General features: G+C 63.1%; 20 protein-coding genes and 4 pseudogenes. 14 read left to right on the forward strand and 10 right to left on the reverse strand.

The window, feature by feature from the left end:
- Positions 1–40: 40 nt before the first annotated feature.
- The 10 genes and pseudogenes from LE197_RS01995 (at position 41) to LE197_RS02035 (ending at position 7,116) form a co-directional block, all read left to right on the forward strand.
- A complete protein-coding gene (locus LE197_RS01995) occupies positions 41–643 on the forward strand; it encodes an alpha-ketoglutarate-dependent dioxygenase AlkB family protein (protein WP_057388509.1) in 603 nt (200 codons plus the stop codon).
- Positions 640–801, forward strand: a complete 162-nt coding sequence (locus LE197_RS02000; RefSeq protein ID WP_003091659.1) for a hypothetical protein — start codon at positions 640–642, stop codon at positions 799–801. The genes LE197_RS01995 and LE197_RS02000 overlap by 4 nt, the downstream gene beginning before the upstream one ends.
- Before the next feature lie 248 nt (positions 802–1,049).
- Complete coding sequence (ccoM, locus tag LE197_RS37015) at positions 1,050–1,163, forward strand: cytochrome c oxidase subunit CcoM (RefSeq protein ID WP_003091657.1); 114 nt, start codon at positions 1,050–1,052, stop codon at positions 1,161–1,163.
- Between the two features lie 207 nt (positions 1,164–1,370).
- Positions 1,371–3,365 carry an FUSC family protein gene (locus LE197_RS02005; RefSeq protein WP_057388510.1) on the forward strand — a complete coding sequence of 665 codons (1,995 nt, stop codon included), beginning with the start codon at positions 1,371–1,373 and terminating at the stop codon, positions 3,363–3,365.
- On the forward strand, positions 3,352–3,555 hold the full coding sequence (locus LE197_RS02010; protein WP_003091655.1) for a DUF1656 domain-containing protein: 204 nt from the start codon (positions 3,352–3,354) through the stop codon (positions 3,553–3,555). The genes LE197_RS02005 and LE197_RS02010 overlap by 14 nt, the downstream gene beginning before the upstream one ends.
- Before the next feature lie 27 nt (positions 3,556–3,582).
- Positions 3,583–4,440, forward strand: coding sequence for an HlyD family secretion protein (locus LE197_RS02015; protein ID WP_033968619.1), 858 nt, complete (start codon positions 3,583–3,585; stop codon positions 4,438–4,440).
- A 127-nt stretch (positions 4,441–4,567) separates the two neighbouring features.
- A complete protein-coding gene (gene tnpA, locus LE197_RS02020) occupies positions 4,568–4,858 on the forward strand; it encodes an IS66 family insertion sequence element accessory protein TnpA (protein WP_004423344.1) in 291 nt (96 codons plus the stop codon).
- A gap of 79 nt (positions 4,859–4,937) precedes the next feature.
- Positions 4,938–5,198: an IS66 family insertion sequence element accessory protein TnpB gene (gene tnpB, locus LE197_RS37230; protein ID WP_226034097.1), complete on the forward strand. Its 261-nt coding sequence runs from the start codon at positions 4,938–4,940 to the stop codon at positions 5,196–5,198.
- Positions 5,199–5,226: 28 nt separating this feature from the next.
- Positions 5,227–6,857, forward strand: a pseudogene (tnpC, locus tag LE197_RS02030) (IS66 family transposase).
- On the forward strand, positions 6,847–7,116 hold the full coding sequence (locus LE197_RS02035; RefSeq protein WP_003458515.1) for a hypothetical protein: 270 nt from the start codon (positions 6,847–6,849) through the stop codon (positions 7,114–7,116). Before tnpC (LE197_RS02030) ends, LE197_RS02035 begins: the two are co-directional and overlap by 11 nt.
- A gap of 29 nt (positions 7,117–7,145) precedes the next feature.
- Here LE197_RS02035 and LE197_RS37020 read toward each other — a convergent pair.
- Positions 7,146–7,748: pseudogene (locus LE197_RS37020) on the reverse strand (hypothetical protein); the annotation flags it as partial.
- 221 nt (positions 7,749–7,969) lie between these two features.
- The gene (locus LE197_RS02040; protein WP_003105733.1) at positions 7,970–8,179 is read right to left on the reverse strand and encodes a cold-shock protein; all 210 of its coding nucleotides are present in this window, start codon (positions 8,177–8,179) and stop codon (positions 7,970–7,972) included.
- A gap of 460 nt (positions 8,180–8,639) precedes the next feature.
- On the opposite strand from LE197_RS02040, the gene istA reads away from it, so the two are divergent.
- Together istA and istB are read left to right on the forward strand one after the other, a co-directional pair.
- Complete coding sequence (gene istA, locus LE197_RS02045) at positions 8,640–10,214, forward strand: IS21 family transposase (protein WP_226033779.1); 1,575 nt, start codon at positions 8,640–8,642, stop codon at positions 10,212–10,214.
- Positions 10,211–10,963: an IS21-like element IS1474 family helper ATPase IstB gene (istB, locus tag LE197_RS02050; protein ID WP_226033853.1), complete on the forward strand. Its 753-nt coding sequence runs from the start codon at positions 10,211–10,213 to the stop codon at positions 10,961–10,963. Before istA ends, istB begins: the two co-directional genes overlap by 4 nt.
- Before the next feature lie 171 nt (positions 10,964–11,134).
- Here istB and LE197_RS37025 read toward each other — a convergent pair.
- The 8 genes and pseudogenes from LE197_RS37025 to LE197_RS02090 form a co-directional block, all read right to left on the reverse strand.
- Positions 11,135–12,330, reverse strand: a pseudogene (locus LE197_RS37025) (DNA topoisomerase); the annotation flags it as partial.
- 29 nt (positions 12,331–12,359) lie between these two features.
- On the reverse strand, positions 12,360–12,629 hold the full coding sequence (locus LE197_RS02060; protein WP_003458515.1) for a hypothetical protein: 270 nt from the start codon (positions 12,627–12,629) through the stop codon (positions 12,360–12,362).
- On the reverse strand, positions 12,619–14,250 hold the full coding sequence (gene tnpC / locus LE197_RS02065; RefSeq protein WP_004423346.1) for an IS66 family transposase: 1,632 nt from the start codon (positions 14,248–14,250) through the stop codon (positions 12,619–12,621). The genes LE197_RS02060 and tnpC (LE197_RS02065) overlap by 11 nt, the downstream gene beginning before the upstream one ends.
- A gap of 28 nt (positions 14,251–14,278) precedes the next feature.
- Complete coding sequence (tnpB, locus tag LE197_RS02070) at positions 14,279–14,623, reverse strand: IS66 family insertion sequence element accessory protein TnpB (RefSeq protein WP_004423345.1); 345 nt, start codon at positions 14,621–14,623, stop codon at positions 14,279–14,281.
- Positions 14,620–14,910 (reverse strand): IS66 family insertion sequence element accessory protein TnpA, encoded by a 291-nt coding sequence (tnpA, locus tag LE197_RS02075; RefSeq protein ID WP_004423344.1) that lies wholly within the window; start codon positions 14,908–14,910, stop codon positions 14,620–14,622. Before tnpA (LE197_RS02075) ends, tnpB (LE197_RS02070) begins: the two co-directional genes overlap by 4 nt.
- 52 nt (positions 14,911–14,962) lie before the next feature.
- Positions 14,963–16,117, reverse strand: a pseudogene (locus tag LE197_RS02080) (MFS transporter); the annotation flags it as partial.
- Positions 16,118–16,267: 150 nt separating this feature from the next.
- Entirely contained in the window at positions 16,268–16,738 is a 471-nt protein-coding gene (locus LE197_RS02085; RefSeq protein ID WP_003091647.1) for a MaoC family dehydratase, read from the reverse strand.
- On the reverse strand, positions 16,735–17,685 hold the full coding sequence (locus LE197_RS02090) for an alpha/beta hydrolase (protein WP_039027787.1): 951 nt from the start codon (positions 17,683–17,685) through the stop codon (positions 16,735–16,737). The genes LE197_RS02085 and LE197_RS02090 overlap by 4 nt, the downstream gene beginning before the upstream one ends.
- 246 nt (positions 17,686–17,931) lie before the next feature.
- On the opposite strand from LE197_RS02090, the gene fadD2 reads away from it, so the two are divergent.
- Entirely contained in the window at positions 17,932–19,620 is a 1,689-nt protein-coding gene (fadD2, locus tag LE197_RS02095) for a long-chain-fatty-acid--CoA ligase FadD2 (RefSeq protein ID WP_033968624.1), read from the forward strand.
- A 234-nt stretch (positions 19,621–19,854) separates the two neighbouring features.
- A complete protein-coding gene (gene fadD1 / locus LE197_RS02100; RefSeq protein ID WP_003091643.1) occupies positions 19,855–21,543 on the forward strand; it encodes a long-chain-fatty-acid--CoA ligase FadD1 in 1,689 nt (562 codons plus the stop codon).
- Positions 21,544–21,568 lie beyond the last annotated feature (25 nt).

Here is a 21,568-nt window from a genome sequence, read left to right on the forward strand (position 1 = left end):
GGCTTCAGCAGCGGCCTTGCGGCGTAGTAACCTGCGGCCCATGGACCTGTTCGCCGACGCTCCCCTGACCCTGCCGGACGCCGACCTGCGCTATCTCCCGCACTGGCTGGATGCGCCGCTGGCGAGCGCCTGGCTGTTGCGCCTGGAACAGGAAACGCCCTGGGAACAGCCGGTCCTGCGCATCCATGGCGAGGAGCATCCGACCCCGCGCCTGGTGGCCTGGTACGGCGACCCGGAAGCCGCCTACCGCTATTCCGGCCAGGTCCACCGGCCTCTGCCATGGACCGCGTTGCTCGGCGAGATTCGCGAGCGCGTGGAGCGCGAGGTCGGCCAGCGGGTCAACGGCGTGCTGCTGAACTACTACCGCGACGGCCAGGACTCCATGGGCTGGCACAGCGACGACGAGCCAGAGCTGCGCCGCGATCCGCTGGTCGCCTCGCTCAGTCTCGGCGGCAGCCGCCGCTTCGACCTGCGGCGCAAGGGCCAGACCCGCATCGCCCATTCCCTGGAACTGACCCATGGCAGCCTGCTGGTCATGCGCGGCGCAACCCAGCATCATTGGCAACATCAGGTGGCGAAGACCCGCCGCTCCTGCATGCCCCGTTTGAACCTGACCTTCCGCCTGGTGTACCCCCAGCCATGAACGACGACGACAAGGTGATCGACCTCAGCGCCGAGCGCGACAAGCGCATCCACGACGTGCACGAGAAGCGCCTGCAGGAGGTCCGCAAGGCCTTCGAACAGGTGTTGCCGCTGGGCAAGCCGCGGAAGAAGCCGAAAGGCAAGCCGAAGAAGCGCTGAAGCCTCCGCCGCCGCGTTCGCCGGTGGCGCATTCGTGCGGGCAACGTGCGGCGATCGGGCAGGTTTTTCCCGGTTATCTGCGGCGTCCGACCGCATTCTCCCTCCTGCGAAACTTGACCTGGGTCAGTGTCATGCACCTGGCCGAAAAAGCCCGTCCGGGCGATTGATCCAGGTCAATATTGCGCCGCCGCGCCTCGCTAATCTGAGCCCATCGAGCAACACCCAACCGGCAACTGGAGGCCATCAACATGTTCATCGACGAAGTGGTTCTCGCAGGGATTCTTACGGTAGGCCTCATGGTCGCTTTCTTCGGTGGGGTCGGTTACTTCATCTGGAAGGATTCCCATAGCCGCAAAGGCTGATCCTCCCGGATACACAGAGCACGCAAGGCACTTAGGGCGACTTCGGTCGCCCGTTTTTTTGCGCCTGGAAAAACACCGGCGCAGCGATCGGGATACTACGAATGTCGCTGGACGATATTGTTAGCAGCCTAATAATATAGGCTGCACATATCGCCTCGGCGTTCGCCGGCTATCTATGCTGATGTAGACCCCGTTTCGGAAGACACTGTGCCCATTCACTGGAAGCCGTTCCTGGCACCCTCGACGCTGGCGCTCAAGTTCGCCATCAAGACGCTCCTGGCCGGCGGCCTGGCGTTGTGGTGCGCCTTTCGCTTCGACCTGGAGCAGCCGCAATGGGCGCTGATGACCGTGCTGATCGTGTCCCAGCCGTTGTCCGGCATGGTGGTGGCGAAGGGCTTGTTCCGCCTGCTCGGCACCCTGGTCGGCACCGCGATGTCGGTGCTGATGATCGCGCTGTTCGCCCAGGCGCCGTGGTTGTTCCTGCTGGCCATCTCGCTCTGGCTGGGGCTCTGCACGGCGGCCTCGACCTCCCTGCGCAACCACGTTTCCTATGCCTTCGTACTCTCCGGCTATACGGTGGCGATCATTGGCCTGCCGGCGGTGGACCAGCCGCTGCTGGTCTTCGAGCAGGCGGTGGCGCGTTGTACCGAGATCTGCCTGGGGATCATCTGCGCCTCGGCGGTCAGTGCGATCCTCTGGCCGCAGCGGGTCGAGCAGAACCTCGACAAGCAGGCCCACGCCACCTGGCTGCTGGGCATGCAGGCCGCGCGCGGCGAGATCGACCCGCGCCAGCGGCAGCCGCAGGGACTGCTCAACGCGCTGAGCAAGATCGTCGAGGTCGATGCGCAGCGCGACCATGCCTGGTTCGAAGGCGAGCGCGGGCGGCGCCGGGCCGGTGCCCTGGCGTTGCTCTCGCGCGACCTGCTCAGCCTGTTGCGCACCGCGCGCGGCGTGGCCCGGCAACGGGCGCGGCTGAGCGAGGAGGAAGAGCGCCAGGTGGAGCGCTGGCTGGCCGCGCTGGCCAGCGCCCTGGAAGGGGCCGATCCGGCGTCGATGCAGGCGCTGCGCGAGGAGTTGGCGCAGGTCGCGGTCGAGCCGCAGTGGAGCAACGACCAGCGTTACCTGCTGACCCGCTGCTCGGTGCTGCTGCTCAAGGCGGTGAATGCCGAGAAGGGCATGCGCGCGGTGGCCAGCGGCGAGGTCGAGGGGCGGGTGGGCAGCGCCGGCACCCTGTCCTGGCACCGCGACCTGCAGATGGCGCTGTTCTACGGTGCGCGTAGCGCCCTGGCATTGCTCGGGCTGTCGGTCTACTGGATCTATACCGCGTGGCCGGCGGCGTCCGGCGCGATGCTGCTGGCGGCGGTGGTGTGCAGCCTGTTCGCCAACCGCGACAACGCGGTGGCCATCGGCCTGAGCTTCCTGCGCGGCATCGTCTACGCGATCCCGGCGGCGATGCTGGTCAGCCAGTGGCTGCTGCCGCAGTGGAATGGCTTCCCGCTGCTCTGCCTGGCGATGGGCGTGCCGCTGTTCTTCGCCACCCTGGGCATGGCCGTACCGGTCACCGCCGGCACCGCCACCTCGTTCGCGATCCACTTCATCGTCCTGGTCGCGCCGCGCAACCAGATGGACTACAACCTCGCGACCCTGCTGAATTCCGCCCAGGGCGTGCTGATCGGAGTCGGCTTCGCGGTGGTGATCTTCCGCTTGCTGACCTTGCGTCCGGGCTGGCTGACCCGACGCCTGCTGGACGCCACCTGCGTGGATCTCGGCCGCCTCACCCGGCGCCCGTTGGCGCAGGCGGAGAACTGGTTCGGCGGGCGCATGGCCGACCGCCTGTTGCGCCTGGCGCGGCACGCCAACCTGTTACCGGAACAGGAGCGGCGGCGTTGGGACGATGGCCTCCTGGCGCTCGACCTGGGTAACGAACTGATCCACCTGCGGGCCTGCCTGGAAGGCGCCCGTGGCGTCCTGCGCAAGGCGCGCGACCGCTTCCTCGGGGAACTGGGCGAGCTGCTTGAGGCCGGTCCCGTGGATCCGCGCAGCGACCGCCTGGAACGGATCAGCCTGCCGTTGCGCGAAGCCCTGGAGCGTGACGCTCGCCACGACGACGAAGCCAGCCGCCTGGCGCGCGCGGCCTTGGCGCAACTGCTGTTCACCTGGCAGCAGTGGTGCCATCAGGAGGAAAACCATGAGTCTGCATGAATCGGCCTGGGGCGGCGTCTACCTCAGCCCGCTGTTCGTCTATGCGCTGCTGGCGCTGGCGGCCACCGCCGCGCTGCGGGTGCTGATCCAGAAAACGCCGTTGCGTCGCTGGGTCTGGCACGAGGCGCTGTTCGACTGCGCCCTGTTCATTTTGATGTTGAGTGGCATTACCTGGGCGGCCACGACCTGAATCCGTCGCCCCGAGAAGGAGATTCGCATGCGTGCATCGCTTCGCGTCGTCGTCACCCTGCTGGTGGTCGTTGCCGCTGTCCTCGCCGGCATCTGGCTCTGGCGCTACTACATGCTCTCGCCCTGGACCCGCGATGCCCGGGTGCGGGCCGACGTGGTGGTGGTGGCGCCGGACGTGTCCGGCTGGGTGACCGACCTGGAGGTCAAGGACAACCAGATGGTCAAGGTCGGCGACGTGCTGATGCGCATCGACCAGGAACGCTACCAGGCCAACCTGGAGCAGGCCCGCGCCGTCGCCGAGACCCGTCACCAGCAATACCTGTTGCGCCAGAACGAGGCGGCCCGGCGTAGCCGCCTGGGCATCGGCGCGATCAGCGCCGAGGACAAGGAAAACGCCCAGATCAATGCCGCCATCGCTCGCAGCGAGTACCAGGAGGCGCTGGCCCAGGTGAAGATCGCCGAACTCAACCTCAAGCGCAGCGAGCTGCGCGCCGCGCGCAACGGCCAGGTCACCAACCTGCGCCTGGCCCAGGGCAACTACGCCACGGCGGGCCAGGCGGTGATGGCACTGGTCGACCAGCAATCCTTCTATGTGGTCGCCTATTTCGAGGAAACCAAGCTGCCCGGCATCCGCGTCGGCATGCGCGCCCAGGTCCGCCTGATGAGCGGCGACCAGCCGATCGACGGCACGGTGGAGAGCATCAGCAGCGGTATCACCGACCGCAACTCGACGCCGGACGGCCAGTTGCTGGCCAATGTCGAACCGACCTTCAACTGGGTGCGCCTGGCGCAGCGCATTCCGGTGCGCATCCGCCTCGACCAGGTGCCGGCGGATGTCCACCTGAGCGCCGGGATGACCGCCAGCGTCACCGTGCAGGGGGACTGAGCGGCAGCGCTTGAGTGGCGCCATCCAGCGTGCTGGCGGCAAGTAAGCGTTCATTCCAAGACATCCTGCCATCCCGCTGACTTCCGCCCTAGAGTGACCTCGCATTCAACAACGCGAGGTTATTTCCATGAGAAAACACCGCACCGCAGAACAGTGGCAAGTCCTAATCGGTCAGCAGCGTGACAGCGGCCTGTCGGCCACGCAGTTCTGCAAGGAGCACAAACTCGGTTATGCCAGCTTCTGTAGTTGGCGCAAGCGCCTGTTGAGTCAGCCGGTCGGTGAGGCTGCGGATTCTGGTTATGCCAGCTTCCTGGATCTGTCATCGCTGATGGATGACTCGGCCTCTCCCGGAAGCGGCTGGAATATCGTGCTGAGCCTGGGTAATGGTGTTGAGCTAAGGCTGAGCCAGATCAGATGATCGGTCTGGATAGCCAGGCCCGGATCTGGCTGTGCACCGAGCCCACGGATATGCGTAAATCCTTCCGGGGCTGAGCGCTCTGGTCCGCAATCAACTCAAGCAAGATCCGCTCAGCGGGCAGTATTTTGTCTTCGTTAACCGTCGCAAGACCCAAATGAAGATGTTGTATTTCACGCCCACGGGCTACTGCCTGTGGGCCAAGCGACTGGAGCAGGGGCAGTTCCGGGTACGGCCGTCTTCTTCGGGACAGCGCCCCTTAAACCTGACTGATCTCCAGTTGCTGATTGACGGTATCGAGGTGCAAAAGTACCGTCAGTTCAAGCGTTTTCGGGGCACGTAGCGGGTTGTGTTCCGGTATAATATCGGCCATGAATTCAATGGCTTCCGCGTCCTATTCCAACGCCCCTTCCTACTCGGTACTGGCCGAGGAGAATGCCCTGTTGCGTGAGCAGCTACAGGTCATGCAGCGGCAGTTGGACTGGTTCAAGAAGCAGCTGTTCGGCCCCAAGTCCGAGAAGCAGGTGTATGACCTCCCGGAGCAGGGCGGCCTGTTCCAATCGAATGATGCGGCTAGCCCGGAGAAGCCTCTCGATGCGGAGAAACGCCCGGTTCGGGCTTATCAGCGAGGCACCGGAAAGAAACAGCGGGACGACGACTGCCTGAACGATACGGGTCTGCGTTTTACAGCGGACGTGCCAGTGGAAGTTGTTGAACACCTGCCGCCGGAGCTAAGCGGCCCCGACGCCGACCAGTACGACATCCTTGGCACCAAAACGACCTATCGGCTGGCCCAGCGGACGTCCAGTTACGTGGTGTTGCAAGTGGAACGCCCCGTATTTCGGCGCAAGGGCAGCGACAAGCCCGTGACCACGCCGGCCCCGTCCAACGTACTGGACAACAGCCTGGCCGACGTCAGCTTGTTGGCGGGTCTGATGGTCGACAAGTTCCAGTTTCACCTACCGCTGTATCGCCAACACCAACGCATCCAGCAAGCGGGTATTACCCTCAGCCGCAGCACCTCACCAATCTGATCAAGCGATCTATTGATCTGCTGCGGCCGATCGTGGATGCCCAGACCGACAATGTTCTGCGCAGCCGGGTGTTGGCGATGGATGAGACGCCGATTAAAGCTGGCCACCAGGGTCGGGCAGGCCCACAAAAAGGCAAGATGAAATCCGGCTGGTTCTGGCCGTTATACGGCGATGCCGATGAAGTGGTGTTCACTTACTCGAACAGTCGAGGCCGAGCCCATATCGAGCAGGTACTGAACGAACAGTTCAGCGGAACTCTGATCAGTGACGGCTATGCTGCTTATGCCCGCTATGCCGCCGCACAGCAGAACATCATCCACGCGCAGTGCTGGGTGCACAGTCGTCGTTACTTCATTGAGGCGCAGAAGGACCACCCGATAACTGCCACCGAAGCCCTTCAGCAGATTGCCAAGCTATACACCAACGAAGAAGAGATCCGCGTCCAGCAACTGACCGGCGAAAAGAAACGCCAGTACCGGCTGCTCCACTCAAAGCCGGTGGTCAGCGACTTCTTCCAATGGTGCCGGGATCAACTGGCACAGGGCGGTCTGCTGCCCAGTGATTTATTGACCAAAGCACTGAACTACGTGCTCAGCCGTGAAGCCAGCCTGACCGTCTTCCTGGAAGACCCAGACGTCCAGCCAGACACCAACCACCTGGAACGGGCCCTGCGCCCCATTCCCATGGGACGCAAGAACTGGCTGTTCTGCTGGACTGAACTCGGCGCGGAACACGTGGGCATCATCCAGAGCCTGATCACTACGTGCAAACTGCACGACATCAACCCGTACACCTATCTGGTGGACGTGCTGCAGCGCATCAGTCAGCACCCGGCCAGCAAGGTCGCTGACCTGACGCCTCGGCTCTGGAAGACCCGGTTCGCCGATAATCCGTTACGCTCGCTGATCGATCCGCGCCATTCTGATCGACAGACCGCACAGCCAAAGGGCACCCTCCATGCGCATTGAAGACATGAGCATCGATCAGCTATTGGAGCTGAACCGAATGATCTGCCGGCGCATTGATGAACTGCAAGATCAAGAAAACCTGCAGGCGCTGAGTCGGCTGCACGTGGGGCTGAAGGTGACCTTCGAAAGCCGAACTGGCTTGACTATGGGGATCGTCACCAAGATCAACCGCAAGAGCGTGATCGTCCTGGCCGAGAACGGCACGAAACAGTACAAGGTCTCACCGGAATTGCTAAGGCCCCTTCGGGACGTAAAGTAAGTCCAGTACGTCGTGGAATGAACGCTTACGGGCGAGAGGCACCGAACCGAGCGGATAGCGAACAGCAGGTCTTGGTCCAGGAACTGCCTGAAGGTTCGCAAGACCGCTCCGATCTGCTTCAGGTAGAACTGGCGCCTCGGCGAGTAGTAGCGATTGTGGCTGACTGATGGATACTGACTCTTGGGGAATGAGCCGAGGTCCTCCCGGGCCAACTGAGTCGCCAACCCATGCGCCCGCTGGGTGTAAGAGCTGAGTACAGGAACGGCATCGTCGAACTTCTGGAGGCGCTGCAGCAGCTTCAACGCTCCGGCTGGGGAGGGTGCGCTTGCTGGGACACGATGGGCAGGCCTGCACTCCCACGCACCGATCAGTTGACCGTCGAACACCTGGAGCAGTGGCCCTGCACGCATGATGGTGTAACGCACACCGTTGTCAGCAGCGACGGTGATGCACCAGCACCTGGTCGTAGAGGTGCTGCGCAGGTAGTGACGGATGAACTTGGTTCGAGCTGTCCCTGCGAGGGAGAAATGCGTTGCCCAGGTATTGGCAACGGCGAGCTGCCGCTCGCTGTAACGGGCTAGGGATGGATCCGGCAACTGCTCGGTAGGGGAGGCGTTATCGAGTGGTGGCAAGCGCTTGCTCCTGTGTAAGCGAGTAGCACTGTGGCCGGCCGGTGTGTTGCGTATCGACCGAAAATGCTCAGCCCGGTTTGAAAGTATTTCTCTTTCTTATGAGGCGGGGTTGGTGAGGAAGATGGTGACGGGCATGTGAACTAGCTGTGATAACTGCACAGCTCTGAGGTAGAAATTATAAGTCCCGCATATGCGGGACTTATTAATTGGTGCTAACAGCCCTACAGAGCTTGCACTTGTTCGGCCTGCGGGCCTTTGGCGCCTGCGGTAACGAAGAAGCTTACACGCTGCCCTTCGTCAAGGGACTTGTAACCGCTAGCTTCGATCTGTCGGAAGTGAACAAAAACATCTGCGCCGCTTTCCGGGGTGATGAAACCGAAACCTTTAACTTCGTTAAACCACTTAACAGTACCAGTTTGGCGAGTTGCCATGATGTATATCTCCAAAATTTGAGAGTGCGCAGGTTCAAAGCCTGGCTAGAGCTGAATGCAGAGAGAAGACAAACCGAGGAGATGAGGATCGAACAGACTGAACATCAAGGCGGGACGCTAAACTGGGCACGCAGTAGAGACCACCATACAGGTTTCGGTGAGATTAGATAGCTTTCATTTTACCGAGGTGAGAAACCTGACGGACGGCGGCCATGAGTGGAAGCTAGAGAAATTGTGCGGATTTCGGAGCATCGTGACCGGCCGTTTCGGTAGATCGTGACCGGTCATTTCGCTAACGCGTGACCGCTCATTTCGGTAGCAACGTGACCGATTTTCCGCCCGTTCCGAAACCGGCGGTCACGGCTTACCGAAATCGCCGGTCACGGCTTAGCGAAAGCCTTCCCTCTCGTTGCGCATGACCTGATGCGCCGTCACCCTCGCCCGATTTCGGGAGGGGAAGATGGCGGCGCCGCGAGTAGCCATGCGAAACATCAAAGAATGTCTGCGCCTCAAGTTCGAGGCCGGTTTGTCCCACGAGAAGATCGCCCGCGCCTTGCAGTTGTCCAAAGGCGTGGTCAGCAAATACGTCACGGCGGCGCGCGTGGCCGGACTGGACTGGCCGGCGCTGGCGGCCATGGACGAGGCCGCACTGGCGGCCGCCTTGTTTGCGTCGGCGCCGACAAACAAGCCGCGCGGTGAGCGGGTGCCACCCGACGTGCTGAGCATCCACCGCGAGCTGCGGCGCAAGGGCGTGACCTTGCAGCTGCTGTGGGAGGAATATCTCGCCGCGCATGCGGGCCAGCCGACCTACCGCTACACCCAGTTCGTCGAGCACTACCGGCGCTACGCCCAGACGCTCAAACGTTCGATGCGCCAGGTGCACCGCGCGGGCGAGAAGCTGTTCATCGACTATGCAGGGCCGACGCTGCCGGTGGTCGACCCGGCCACCGGCGAAGTCCGCCGGGCGCATATCTTCGTCGCCGCCCTGGGCGCCTCGAATTACACCTATGCCTGCGCGACGCCGGGCGAAACCCAGGTGGACTGGCTGACTTCGCTGGGCCAGGCACTGACCTACTTTGGCGGTGTGCCGGAGATGGTTGTGCCGGACAATCCGCGCGCCCTGGTCGCCCAGCCAGATCGCTACGAGCCGGGTCTGAACCGGGCAACGCTGGAGTGTGCGCGGCATTACCAGACGGTGATCCTGCCGGCCCGGCCACGCAAACCCCAGGACAAGGCCAAGGCCGAGGTGGCGGTGCAGGTGGTCGAGCGCTGGATCATGGCGCGACTGCGCCACCGGCAGTTCTTCAGCCTGCATGCGCTTAACCAGGCCATCGCCGAGCTGCTGGAGGAGCTGAATCGACGCCCGTTCAAGCGCCTCGATGGCTGCCGGCGCGACTGGTTCGAGCGCCTGGATCGCCCGGCCTTGCGAGCGCTGCCGGTACATCCCTACGAGGTCGCCAGCTTCAAGCGCTGCAAGGTCAACATCGACTACCACATCGAGGTCAATGGCAGCTTCTACAGCGTGCCCTCCGCCCTGGCCCGGCAGAGCGTCGAGGTGCGGCTGACAGCGCACACCCTGGAAGTGCTGCATGGCAACCGGCGCGTGGCCAGCCATGTGCTGCTGGGCCGTCGCGGCGCCTACAGCACCCAGCGCGAACACATGCCCGCCGCACACCAGGCCCATCGCGAATGGACGCCGCAACGCCTGCTCGACTGGGGCGCGCGGATCGGCCCCTACACGCGCCAACTGATCGATCACCAGCTGACCCACAAGCCGCATCCGGAGATGGGCTACCGCGCCTGTCTCGGCCTGCTCTCGCTGGCTCGTCGCTACGGCAATGCACGCTTGGAAGCCGCCGCCGAACGGGCCGTCCAGCTGCGCGCCTTCACCGGGCGCAGCGTGCGCAACCTGCTCCAGCAAGGCCTGGATCAGCAGCCGCTGCCCACGCGCACCGCCGAAACGAGCTTACCCAGCGACCACGAGAACGTCCGTGGCGCCGACTACTACCACCCCGCAACAGGAGCTGTTCGATGATGCTGCAACACACCCTGAATCAACTGCACCAGCTACGCCTGGACGGCATGGCCCGCGCCCTGGAAGAGCAATGGACGCTGCCGGCCAGCCACAGCCTGAGCTTCGATGAGCGCCTCGGCCTGCTGCTCGACCGCGAACTGGCCTGGCGTGACAACCAGCGCCTGGTACGGCGGCTGCGCAAGAAGGCCAAGCTCAAATATGCCAACGCCTGCCTGGAAGACCTCGACCGCCGCCCTGGCCGCGGCCTGGATGAGCGCCTGATCGCCAGCCTGGCAGGCGGCGACTGGATCCGCCAGCAGCACAACCTGCTGCTGACCGGCGCGACCGGCGCCGGCAAGACCTGGCTGGCCTGCGCCCTGGGCAACCAGGCCTGCCGCCAGGGCTACAGCACTCTGTACCTGCGCACCCCGCGCCTGTTGGAGCAACTGCGCATCGCTCATGGCGACGGCAGCTTCGGCCGTACCCTGCAACAGCTGGCCAAGGTCGATGTCTTGGTGCTGGACGATTGGGCGCTGGCCCCGCTGGAAGAAGGTGCCCGGCACGACCTGCTGGAAGTGATCGACGACCGTGCCGGCAACCGCTCCACCATCCTGGCCAGCCAGTTACCAATCGAACACTGGCATGGCTGGATCAACGACCCGACCCTGGCCGACGCCATCCTTGACCGCCTGGTGCACAGCGCTTACCGACTGACGTTGAAGGGCGAGTCACTGCGCCGGAAAAAAGCTGAGGAGCAAACCGCATCGTGACCGATGCGATTACAATCCACAACCCGCGCAACCGGGGCGGAAGCACCGGTCACGTATTAGCGAAACGCTCGGTCACGTTCACCGAAATCCGCAGAAATTGCCTGAAAACGACACAGGCAACACATGTTGCCTGCTCTTTTTCCGGAGTATCCGTGGCGCCGCGAATACTACCTATAGCCCGCGCGGGTTGTCGAAGTCAGGTTGGCCGTTCCTGGTGGGATAGCCGACTTTGCAGCCGGTGGTGCGATAGCCGCTGCAGCCCCAGAAGTCGAAGCCGCCCTTGCCAGCTTTCTTGCGGTGGACCAGGGGCAGACCGCACTTGCCGCAGAGGAAGTCACTGGCCGGCGCCGTGGGAGCGCTGGCGGTAGAGCTTGCTCGCGGGTCGCCCTGTGCGCTGGGGTGCGCGCGCAGCGTCTGCAGCTCCGACTGCAGGAGCTGGTAGAACTGCTGGACCACGTTCATGTAGGTGTCCTCGCTGTTAGCGATCCGGTCCAGGGCGACCTCCAGGTTGCGGGTAAAGTCGAGGCTGAGGAAGCTGAAGTTGTGCTCCAGGAGCGCGATGGTGGCCTCGCCCAGCTCGCCGGGGATCAGGCTTCGGCCCTTCATCTGCACCTGGCCCTTGTCGATGATGTTCTTCACGATCGAGGCGTAGGAGGATGGCCGGCCAATCCCGCGGCGCTTCATCTCGCCCACCAGGCTGGCATCGGTGAAGCGCTTGGGAGGGGAGGTTTTCTTCTCCAGGACCTCGCCGCTGTAGACCTTGAGGATCTGGCCTGGCTCCAGCTCCGGGATGGGGTTTGAGGGCGTTTCGTTCTTCTGCTCCTCGGCGTCATCGCCTTGCAGCAGTTTTCTCCAGCCAGGCACGTTCAACAGCTTCCTTTGGCGCCGAAGCGCAGCGGCTTCTTGTCGGGGCCGACGCCCAGGAGGGTGATGGTTCTCACTGCGTACACGGCAGCTTCGATCTGGCTGGCAAGCGCACGAACTCGAATGAGCTGGTACAGGGCCTGCTCATCAGCAGTTTCACCAGCGGTAGCGGCCGTCCAATCGGTGGGGGTGATGGCGGGGTGGCCCTCTTGGGCGTCCTGGTCAGCCTTGAACATCCGCTGTTGCTCAACACACTTCAGCCCCAATGCCTTGGCGACAGCACGGATATCCGACATGGAGTCCTTCGAAATATTGGGGTTGTCCGTCCGGTGGTAGGTGATGAGCCCCTGTTCATACAGCCGCTGGGCGATCTTCATCGTCTTGTCGGGTGACCACTTCAGCGCATTCCCGGCGGCCATCTGGAGCGAAGAGGAGATGAACGGCGCCGGAGGCGTATCGGTTTCTTCGCCATCAATGCAGGTCTCGACGATCACATTGCGTATGTAAGCGTTCATTCCACGACGTACTGGACTTACTTTACGTCCCGAAGGGGCCTTAGCAATTCCGGTGAGACCTTGTACTGTTTCGTGCCGTTCTCGGCCAGGACGATCACGCTCTTGCGGTTGATCTTGGTGACGATCCCCATAGTCAAGCCAGTTCGGCTTTCGAAGGTCACCTTCAGCCCCACGTGCAGCCGACTCAGCGCCTGCAGGTTTTCTTGATCTTGCAGTTCATCAATGCGCCGGCAGATCATTCGGTTCAGCTCCAATAGCTGATCGATGCTCATGTCTTCAATGCGCATGGAGGGTGCCCTTTGGCTGTGCGGTCTGTCGATCAGAATGGCGCGGATCGATCAGCGAGCGTAACGGATTATCGGCGAACCGGGTCTTCCAGAGCCGAGGCGTCAGGTCAGCGACCTTGCTGGCCGGGTGCTGACTGATGCGCTGCAGCACGTCCACCAGATAGGTGTACGGGTTGATGTCGTGCAGTTTGCACGTAGTGATCAGGCTCTGGATGATGCCCACGTGTTCCGCGCCGAGTTCAGTCCAGCAGAACAGCCAGTTCTTGCGTCCCATGGGAATGGGGCGCAGGGCCCGTTCCAGGTGGTTGGTGTCTGGCTGGACGTCTGGGTCTTCCAGGAAGACGGTCAGGCTGGCTTCACGGCTGAGCACGTAGTTCAGTGCTTTGGTCAATAAATCACTGGGCAGCAGACCGCCCTGTGCCAGTTGATCCCGGCACCATTGGAAGAAGTCGCTGACCACCGGCTTTGAGTGGAGCAGCCGGTACTGGCGTTTCTTTTCGCCGGTCAGTTGCTGGACGCGGATCTCTTCTTCGTTGGTGTATAGCTTGGCAATCTGCTGAAGGGCTTCGGTGGCAGTTATCGGGTGGTCCTTCTGCGCCTCAATGAAGTAACGACGACTGTGCACCCAGCACTGCGCGTGGATGATGTTCTGCTGTGCGGCGGCATAGCGGGCATAAGCAGCATAGCCGTCACTGATCAGAGTTCCGCTGAACTGTTCGTTCAGTACCTGCTCGATATGGGCTCGGCCTCGACTGTTCGAGTAAGTGAACACCACTTCATCGGCATCGCCGTATAACGGCCAGAACCAGCCGGATTTCATCTTGCCTTTTTGTGGGCCTGCCCGACCCTGGTGGCCAGCTTTAATCGGCGTCTCATCCATCGCCAACACCCGGCTGCGCAGAACATTGTCGGTCTGGGCATCCACGATCGGCCGCAGCAGATCAATAGATCGCTTGATCAGATTGGTGAGGGTGCTGCGGCTGAGGGTAATACCCGCTTGCTGGATGCGTTGGTGTTGGCGATACAGCGGTAGGTGAAACTGGAACTTGTCGACCATCAGACCCGCCAACAAGCTGACGTCGGCCAGGCTGTTGTCCAGTACGTTGGACGGGGCCGGCGTGGTCACGGGCTTGTCGCTGCCCTTGCGCCGAAATACGGGGCGTTCCACTTGCAACACCACGTAACTGGACGTCCGCTGGGCCAGCCGATAGGTCGTTTTGGTGCCAAGGATGTCGTACTGGTCGGCGTCGGGGCCGCTTAGCTCCGGCGGCAGGTGTTCAACAACTTCCACTGGCACGTCCGCTGTAAAACGCAGACCCGTATCGTTCAGGCAGTCGTCGTCCCGCTGTTTCTTTCCGGTGCCTCGCTGATAAGCCCGAACCGGGCGTTTCTCCGCATCGAGAGGCTTCTCCGGGCTAGCCGCATCATTCGATTGGAACAGGCCGCCCTGCTCCGGGAGGTCATACACCTGCTTCTCGGACTTGGGGCCGAACAGCTGCTTCTTGAACCAGTCCAACTGCCGCTGCATGACCTGTAGCTGCTCACGCAACAGGGCATTCTCCTCGGCCAGTACCGAGTAGGAAGGGGCGTTGGAATAGGACGCGGAAGCCATTGAATTCATGGCCGATATTATACCGGAACACAACCCGCTACGTGCCCCGAAAACGCTTGAACTGACGGTACTTTTGCACCTCGATACCGTCAATCAGCAACTGGAGATCAGTCAGGTTTAAGGGGCGCTGTCCCGAAGAAGACGGCCGTACCCGGAACTGCCCCTGCTCCAGTCGCTTGGCCCACAGGCAGTAGCCCGTGGGCGTGAAATACAACATCTTCATTTGGGTCTTGCGACGGTTAACGAAGACAAAATACTGCCCGCTGAGCGGATCTTGCTTGAGTTGATTGCGGACCAGAGCGCTCAGCCCCCGGAAGGATTTACGCATATCCGTGGGCTCGGTGCACAGCCAGATCCGGGCCTGGCTATCCAGACCGATCATCTGATCTGGCTCAGCCTTAGCTCAACACCATTACCCAGGCTCAGCACGATATTCCAGCCGCTTCCGGGAGAGGCCGAGTCATCCATCAGCGATGACAGATCCAGGAAGCTGGCATAACCAGAATCCGCAGCCTCACCGACCGGCTGACTCAACAGGCGCTTGCGCCAACTACAGAAGCTGGCATAACCGAGTTTGTGCTCCTTGCAGAACTGCGTGGCCGACAGGCCGCTGTCACGCTGCTGACCGATTAGGACTTGCCACTGTTCTGCGGTGCGGTGTTTTCTCATGGAAATAACCTCGCGTTGTTGAATGCGAGGTCACTCTAGGGCGGAAGTCAGCGGGATGGCAGGATGTCTTGGAATGAACGCTTACGGCGGCAAGCGCGCAGGCCAGCGCCGCCAGCACCAGGGCGAGGCCGACCCAGGGCGTCGCGGCGACTCCCAGTGCCGCCACCACCAGGCCGCCCAGCGCCGCGCCGAGGCCCACGCCCAGGTGCATGGCCGAGGTGTTCAGGGCGACACCGGCGGAACCGCTGGCCGGATCGCTGCGCAGCAGGAAGCTCTGCACCACCGGCGAGATCATCCAACTGATCGCGCTCCAGACCATCAGTACCGGCAGGAACCCGATGCCGCCCAGGCTCAGCGGCACCGCCGCCAGCGCCAGGGCGAAGGCCGCCGGCACCAGACGCAGGGCGCGCCGGTGGCCGAGGCGGTCGGCCAGCCAGCCGCCGATATAACCGCCGCTCAGCGCTGCCAGGCCGATCAGCAGGAGGATCAGGCTGATCTCGCTGGGCGAGCGAATACCGGCCATGCTCGCCAGGTACGGGGTGAAATAGGCGAACAGGGTGAAGTGCCCGCCGAGCAACAGGATCGATACCAGCTGCGCGAGCCACAGCGCGGGCTGGCGCAACTGCCGCAGATAGCCTTCGCGGCCGGGCAGGTCGCCGGCCTGGCGTTGCGGCAGGTAGCGCCAGAGCAGCAGGCACAAGGGCAGCGAATAGGCCGCGATGCCGGCGAAGATCCAGCGCCAGCCGAACCAGTCGCTGATCTGTACGCCCAGTGGCACGCCGAACACCAGCGAACCGCTGATGCCCATGAAGATCAGGCCGATCGCCCGGCCGCGCTGGGCCGGAGCGGCCAGCTCGGCGGCCAGCAGGCTGGCGAGGACGATCAGCAGCCCGCAACAGGCCGACATTCCCAGGCGAGCCAGGAGCAGGCCGAGATAGCTCGGAGCGAGGGCGGCGAGCGCGTTGCCGAGGGCGAACAGCAGCAGGGTCGCCAGCAGCAGGCGGCGGCGTTCGATGCGCCGGGTCAGCCAGCCGAGCAGCGGTGCGGCGAGGGCGAAGCCGAGGGAGAACAGGGTGGTGAGCTGGCCGGCCAGGCTGATGGAGACCCGCAGGTCTTCGGCCAGGGGCGGCAGGATGCCGATCAGGATGCTTTCCGCCAGGCCGGCGGCGAAGGTGGTCAGGGATAGCAACAGCAAGCGAAGGTCCATGGCGGCTCCGATTCCCGGTAAGGGGTTTCGGGCGCTGGAGTGCCTTCGGTTATCCCTGGTGATTGAGGTAAGACAGTGGACAGGGTAGAGCAGCGCGCGGCGGCCCGGCAAGTCCGCCGGGCCGCATGGCCCGACGGCAGGGAAGGCTGCTCAGCCGATGCTGATCGGCGGCAGTTCGGCCAGCTCGACGCTGAGCTTCTCTTCCGGCGCCATGATCTCCGCTTCGCCGTCGACCACCTGCTTGCCTGCCTGGTTGAACACCCGCGTGGCCATGCGCACGCGGTTCTTCGGCAGCTTCTCGAGGACTTCCAGTTCGACCTTCAGGTCGTCGCCGAGCTTGACCGGACGGGTGAAGCGCAGGGTCTGGCCGAGATAGATGGTGCCTGGGCCAGGCAGCACGGTGGCGATCGCCGCGCTGATCAGGGCGCCGCTGAGCATGCCGTGGGCGATGCGTTCCTTGAACTGGGTGGTGGCCGCGTAGGCGGCGTCCAGGTGCACCGGGTTGCGGTCGCCGGAGACCGCGGCGAACAACTGCAGGTCGCGCTCGGCGATGCTGCTGGTGTACTCGGCCTTTTGCCCGACCTCTAGCTCAGCGTAGGGAATGTTCTGGACCTGGCTCATGTTCTCTCCTTTGTCGAATGATCCCGGCGGTGGCGCAGGGCCTGTTCCAGCCAGTCGATCAGGTCTTGGGTGACCGCGTCGCGGTTGCTCTCGTTGAACAGCTCGTGACGGGCCTCGGGATAGGTCTTCAGGGTCACCTGGCGCAGCCCGGCACCGCGCAGGGCGTCGGCCAGGTCGCCCAGGCGCTTGCCCTGGCTGACCGGGTCGCGTTCGCCGCCGATGACCAGCAGCGGCAGGTCGGCATCGATCTGCCGCAGGTGGGTGGGCGGGGTGATATCGGCCAGGCCGCCGAGCAGGTCCACCCACAACTGGTTGCTGCAGCGGAAGCCGCACAGCGGGTCGGCCACGTACCTGTCGACTTCCTGCGCATCGCGACTGAGCCAGTCGAAGGCCGTGCGATTGGGCTTGAACGCCTTGTTGAACGAGCCGAACGAGAGGAAGTCGATCAGCGCGCTCTTGCCCAGCGGCCCCTGGCGCCAGCGCTCGAAGCGGGCAATCAGGCGGGCGACCCGGTAGAGCGCTTGCGGCTGGTAGTTGGAGCCGGAAAGGATCGCCCCTTGCAGGCTGCAGCTGTGGTGCAGCAGGTAGGCCATGGAGATGTAGCTGCCCATGCTGTGGCCCAGCAGGAAGATCGGCAGTTCCGGGTGCTGCTGGCGGATATGGTGGTTCAGGCTGGCCAGGTCGCCGACCACCTTGCCCCAGCCGCCCTGGTCGGCGAAGTGGCCCAGTTCTTCGGCTTCTGCGGTCCGGCCGTGGCCGCGCTGGTCGATCGCATAGAAGTGGTAGCCGGCAGCGTTCAGCGCGGCGGCGAGACGCTCGTAGCGACCGGCGTGCTCGGCCATGCCGTGGGACAGCATCACCGCGCCGACGGCCGTTGCGCTCGGCCAGTGGCGGGTGTACAGCGGGGTTTCGTCGCTGGCGGGAAGCCAGTAGGCAGCGGCGGGCATGTTCGTTCCTTGTGCCGGGCGGACGCGTTCCGGCGCATTCTAGCAGCGTGCGCGGTTTCGTCCCGGAAAAGCGCCAACCTTGGGCATAGGTCGCTCTGGAATGGCGGACGGCGAAGAGTGACAGGCTGGAGATTCACACTATCAATAAGGGCAGGAGGAGTATTTGCGCTGTCCGACGCAACTGCTAAGTTGCCCGATGCCCCGCACATGCGGGCCAGACCCGCTCAGGTAAGAGGACAAGAATAAATGCAACCTGAATTCTGGAACGACAAACGCCCGGCCGGCGTACCCGACAGTCTCGACTTCGCCGCCTACCGTTCCGTGGTCGAGGTCTTCGAGCGCTCCTGCAAGAAATTCGCCGACCGCCCGGCCTTCAGCAATCTCGGCGTGACGCTCAGCTACGCCGAACTCGATCGTCTGTCCGCCGCCTTCGCCGCCTACCTGCAGAAACAGACCGATCTCAAGCCCGGCGACCGCATCGCGGTGCAGATGCCCAATGTCCTGCAATATCCCATCGCGGTGTTCGGCGCCTTGCGCGCGGGGCTGGTGGTGGTCAACACCAATCCGCTGTACACCGCCCGCGAAATGCGCCACCAGTTCAAGGACGCCGGCGTGCGTGCGCTGGTCTACCTGAACGTGTTCGGCAAGCTGGTCGAGGAAGTGCTTCCGGATACGCGGATCGAGTACCTGATCGAGGCGCGCATGGGCGACCTGTTGCCGGCGCTGAAGGGTTGGCTGGTCAACAGCGTGGTGAAGTCGGTGAAGAAGATGGTCCCCGATTATCGCTTGCCCCAGGCGCTGCCGTTCAGGCAGGCCTTGAAGCAAGGCCAGGGCCATGCCCTGCAGCCGGTCAGGGTCGGCCTGGAGGATGTCGCCGTGTTGCAGTACACCGGCGGCACCACCGGGGTCTCGAAGGGGGCGATGCTCACCCACGGCAACCTCGTGGCGAACATGCTGCAGGTCCACGCCCAGCTTTCCCAGCTCGGCAAGGATGGCCTGCCGCTGATGAAGGAGGCGCAGGAGGTGATGATCGCGCCGCTGCCGCTCTACCACATCTATGCCTTCACCGCGAACTGCATGTGCATGATGGTCAGCGGCAACCATAACGTGCTGATCACCAACCCGCGCGACATCCCCGGTTTCGTCAAGGAACTGAAGAAGTGGCGTTTCTCCGCGCTGCTCGGCCTCAACACCCTGTTCGTCGCGCTGATGGAGCACCCCGGGTTCAAGGACGTCGATTTCTCCAACCTGAAGCTCACCAACTCCGGCGGCACTGCACTGGTCAGCGCCACCGCCGAGCGCTGGAAGGGTGTCACCGGCTGCACCGTGGTGGAAGGCTATGGCCTCACCGAATGCTCGCCGGTAGTGACCACCAACCCCTACGGCGAGCAGGCACGCCTGGGTACGGTGGGGATTCCGGTCGTGGGCACGGCGCTCAAGGTGATCGACGAGGAGGGCAACGAGCTGCCTGTCGGCGAACGTGGCGAACTCTGCGTGAAAGGTCCGCAAGTGATGAAGGGGTACTGGCAGCGTCCCGAGGCCACCGAGGAGATTCTCGATGCCGAAGGCTGGCTGAAGACCGGCGACATCGCGGTGATCGACGAGGACGGCTTCGTGCGCATCGTCGATCGCAAGAAGGACCTGATCCTGGTCTCCGGCTTCAATGTCTACCCCAACGAGATCGAAGACGTGGTGATGGCCCATCCGAAGGTGGCCAGTTGCGCGGCGGTAGGCATTCCCGACGAGAAGTCCGGCGAGGCGGTGAAGCTGTTCGTGGTGGCTCGCGACCCCAGCCTGTCGGTCGAGGAACTCAAGGCCTACTGCAAGGAAAACCTCACCGGATACAAAATTCCGCGACAGATTGTGCTCAAGGATGCATTACCGATGACGCCTGTGGGTAAAATCCTCCGTCGTGAGCTGCGCGAAATCGCCTGATAGCCTTACAAGGCTCTGAAACGGGCATTTGCCGGGGACAGGAAAGACCGTGACCGAGACTAATGTCTCGGTCATTTTTTTGACCGAATAGGTCATGTTTGGTGCTGGTCTGCCTCTGGCAAAGCTGATAATCTCGGCGCGCCTAATAGCCCTGGGTCCAGGGTTAGCGAGCAGATCACAACAAGATGCCGCCATGAGCGGTGAAGATTAGCTGTTGCTTAGGAGTGGGCTTCCATGATCGAAAACTTCTGGAAGGACAAGTACCCAGCGGGTATTGCTGCCGAGATCAATCCCGACCAGTACCCGAACATCCTGTCGGTACTGAAGGAGTCCTGCCAACGTTTTGCCACCAAGCCCGCGTTCACCAACCTGGGCAAGACCCTGACCTACGGCGAGCTGTACAAGCTGTCCGGCGACTTCGCCGCCTACCTGCAGCAGCACACCGATCTCAAGCCCGGCGACCGCATCGCCGTCCAGTTGCCCAACGTCCTGCAGTACCCGATCGTGGTCTTCGGCGCCATGCGCGCCGGCCTCATCGTGGTCAACACCAACCCGCTGTACACCGCGCGCGAGCTGGAACACCAGTTCAACGACTCCGGCGCCAAGGCGGTGGTCTGCCTGGCCAACATGGCCCACCTGGTCGAGGGCGTACTGCCCAAGACCGGCGTCAAGCAGGTGATCGTCACCGAAGTCGGCGACATCCTGCCGCCGCTGAAGCGCTTCATCGTCAACTTCGTGGTCAAGCACATCAAGAAGATGGTGCCGGCCTACAGCCTGCCGCAAGCCACCAAGCTGACCGACGCGCTGGCCAGGGGCGCCGGCAAGTCGTTCCAGGAAGCCGCGCCGCAGGCCGACGACGTCGCCGTGCTGCAATACACCGGCGGCACCACCGGGGTCGCCAAGGGCGCCATGCTGACCCACCGCAACCTGGTGGCCAACATGTTGCAGTGCAAGGCGCTGATGGGCGCCAACCTCAACGAGGGCTGCGAGATCCTCATCGCGCCGTTGCCGCTGTACCACATCTACGCCTTCACCTTCCATTGCATGGCGATGATGCTCACCGGCAACCACAACATCCTGATCACCAACCCGCGCGACCTGCCGTCGATGCTCAAGGATCTCGGCCAGTGGAAGTTCACCGGCTTCGTAGGCCTGAACACCCTGTTCGTCGCCCTGTGCAACAACGAGACCTTCCGCAAGCTGGACTTCTCCGCGCTGAAGCTGACCCTCTCCGGCGGCATGGCGCTGCAACTGGCCACCGCGGAGCGCTGGAAGGAAGTCACCGGCTGCGCCATCTGCGAAGGCTACGGCATGACCGAGACCGCGCCGGTGGTATCGGTCAACCCGTTCCAGAACATCCAGGTCGGCACCATCGGTATTCCGGTGCCCTCGACCCTGTGCAAGGTGATCGGCGACGACGGCCAGGAAGTGCCCCTGGGTGAGCGCGGCGAACTCTGCGTGAAGGGTCCGCAGGTGATGAAGGGCTACTGGCAGCGCCAGGAAGCCACCGACGAGATCCTCGACGCCGATGGTTGGTTGAAGACCGGCGATATCGCGATCATCCAGGAAGACGGCTACATGCGCATCGTCGACCGGAAGAAGGACATGATCCTGGTCTCCGGCTTCAATGTTTACCCGAACGAGCTGGAAGACGTGCTGGCGACCCTGCCGGGCGTCCTGCAGTGCGCCGCGATCGGCATCCCCGACGAGAAGTCCGGCGAGTCGATCAAGGTCTTCGTGGTGGTCAAGCCGGGGGCGACCCTGACCAAGGAACAGGTCATGCAGCACATGCATGACAACCTGACCGGCTACAAGCGGCCGAAGGCCGTGGAGTTCCGCGACAGCCTGCCGACCACCAACGTCGGCAAGATCCTGCGCCGCGAACTGCGCGACGAAGAGCTGAAGAAAGCGGGCCAGAAGTAAGTCCGCCGTTGCCTGAAGAAGCCCC

Source organism: Pseudomonas sp. PS1(2021) (assembly GCF_020405165.1).
Classification (GTDB): domain Bacteria; phylum Pseudomonadota; class Gammaproteobacteria; order Pseudomonadales; family Pseudomonadaceae; genus Pseudomonas; species Pseudomonas aeruginosa.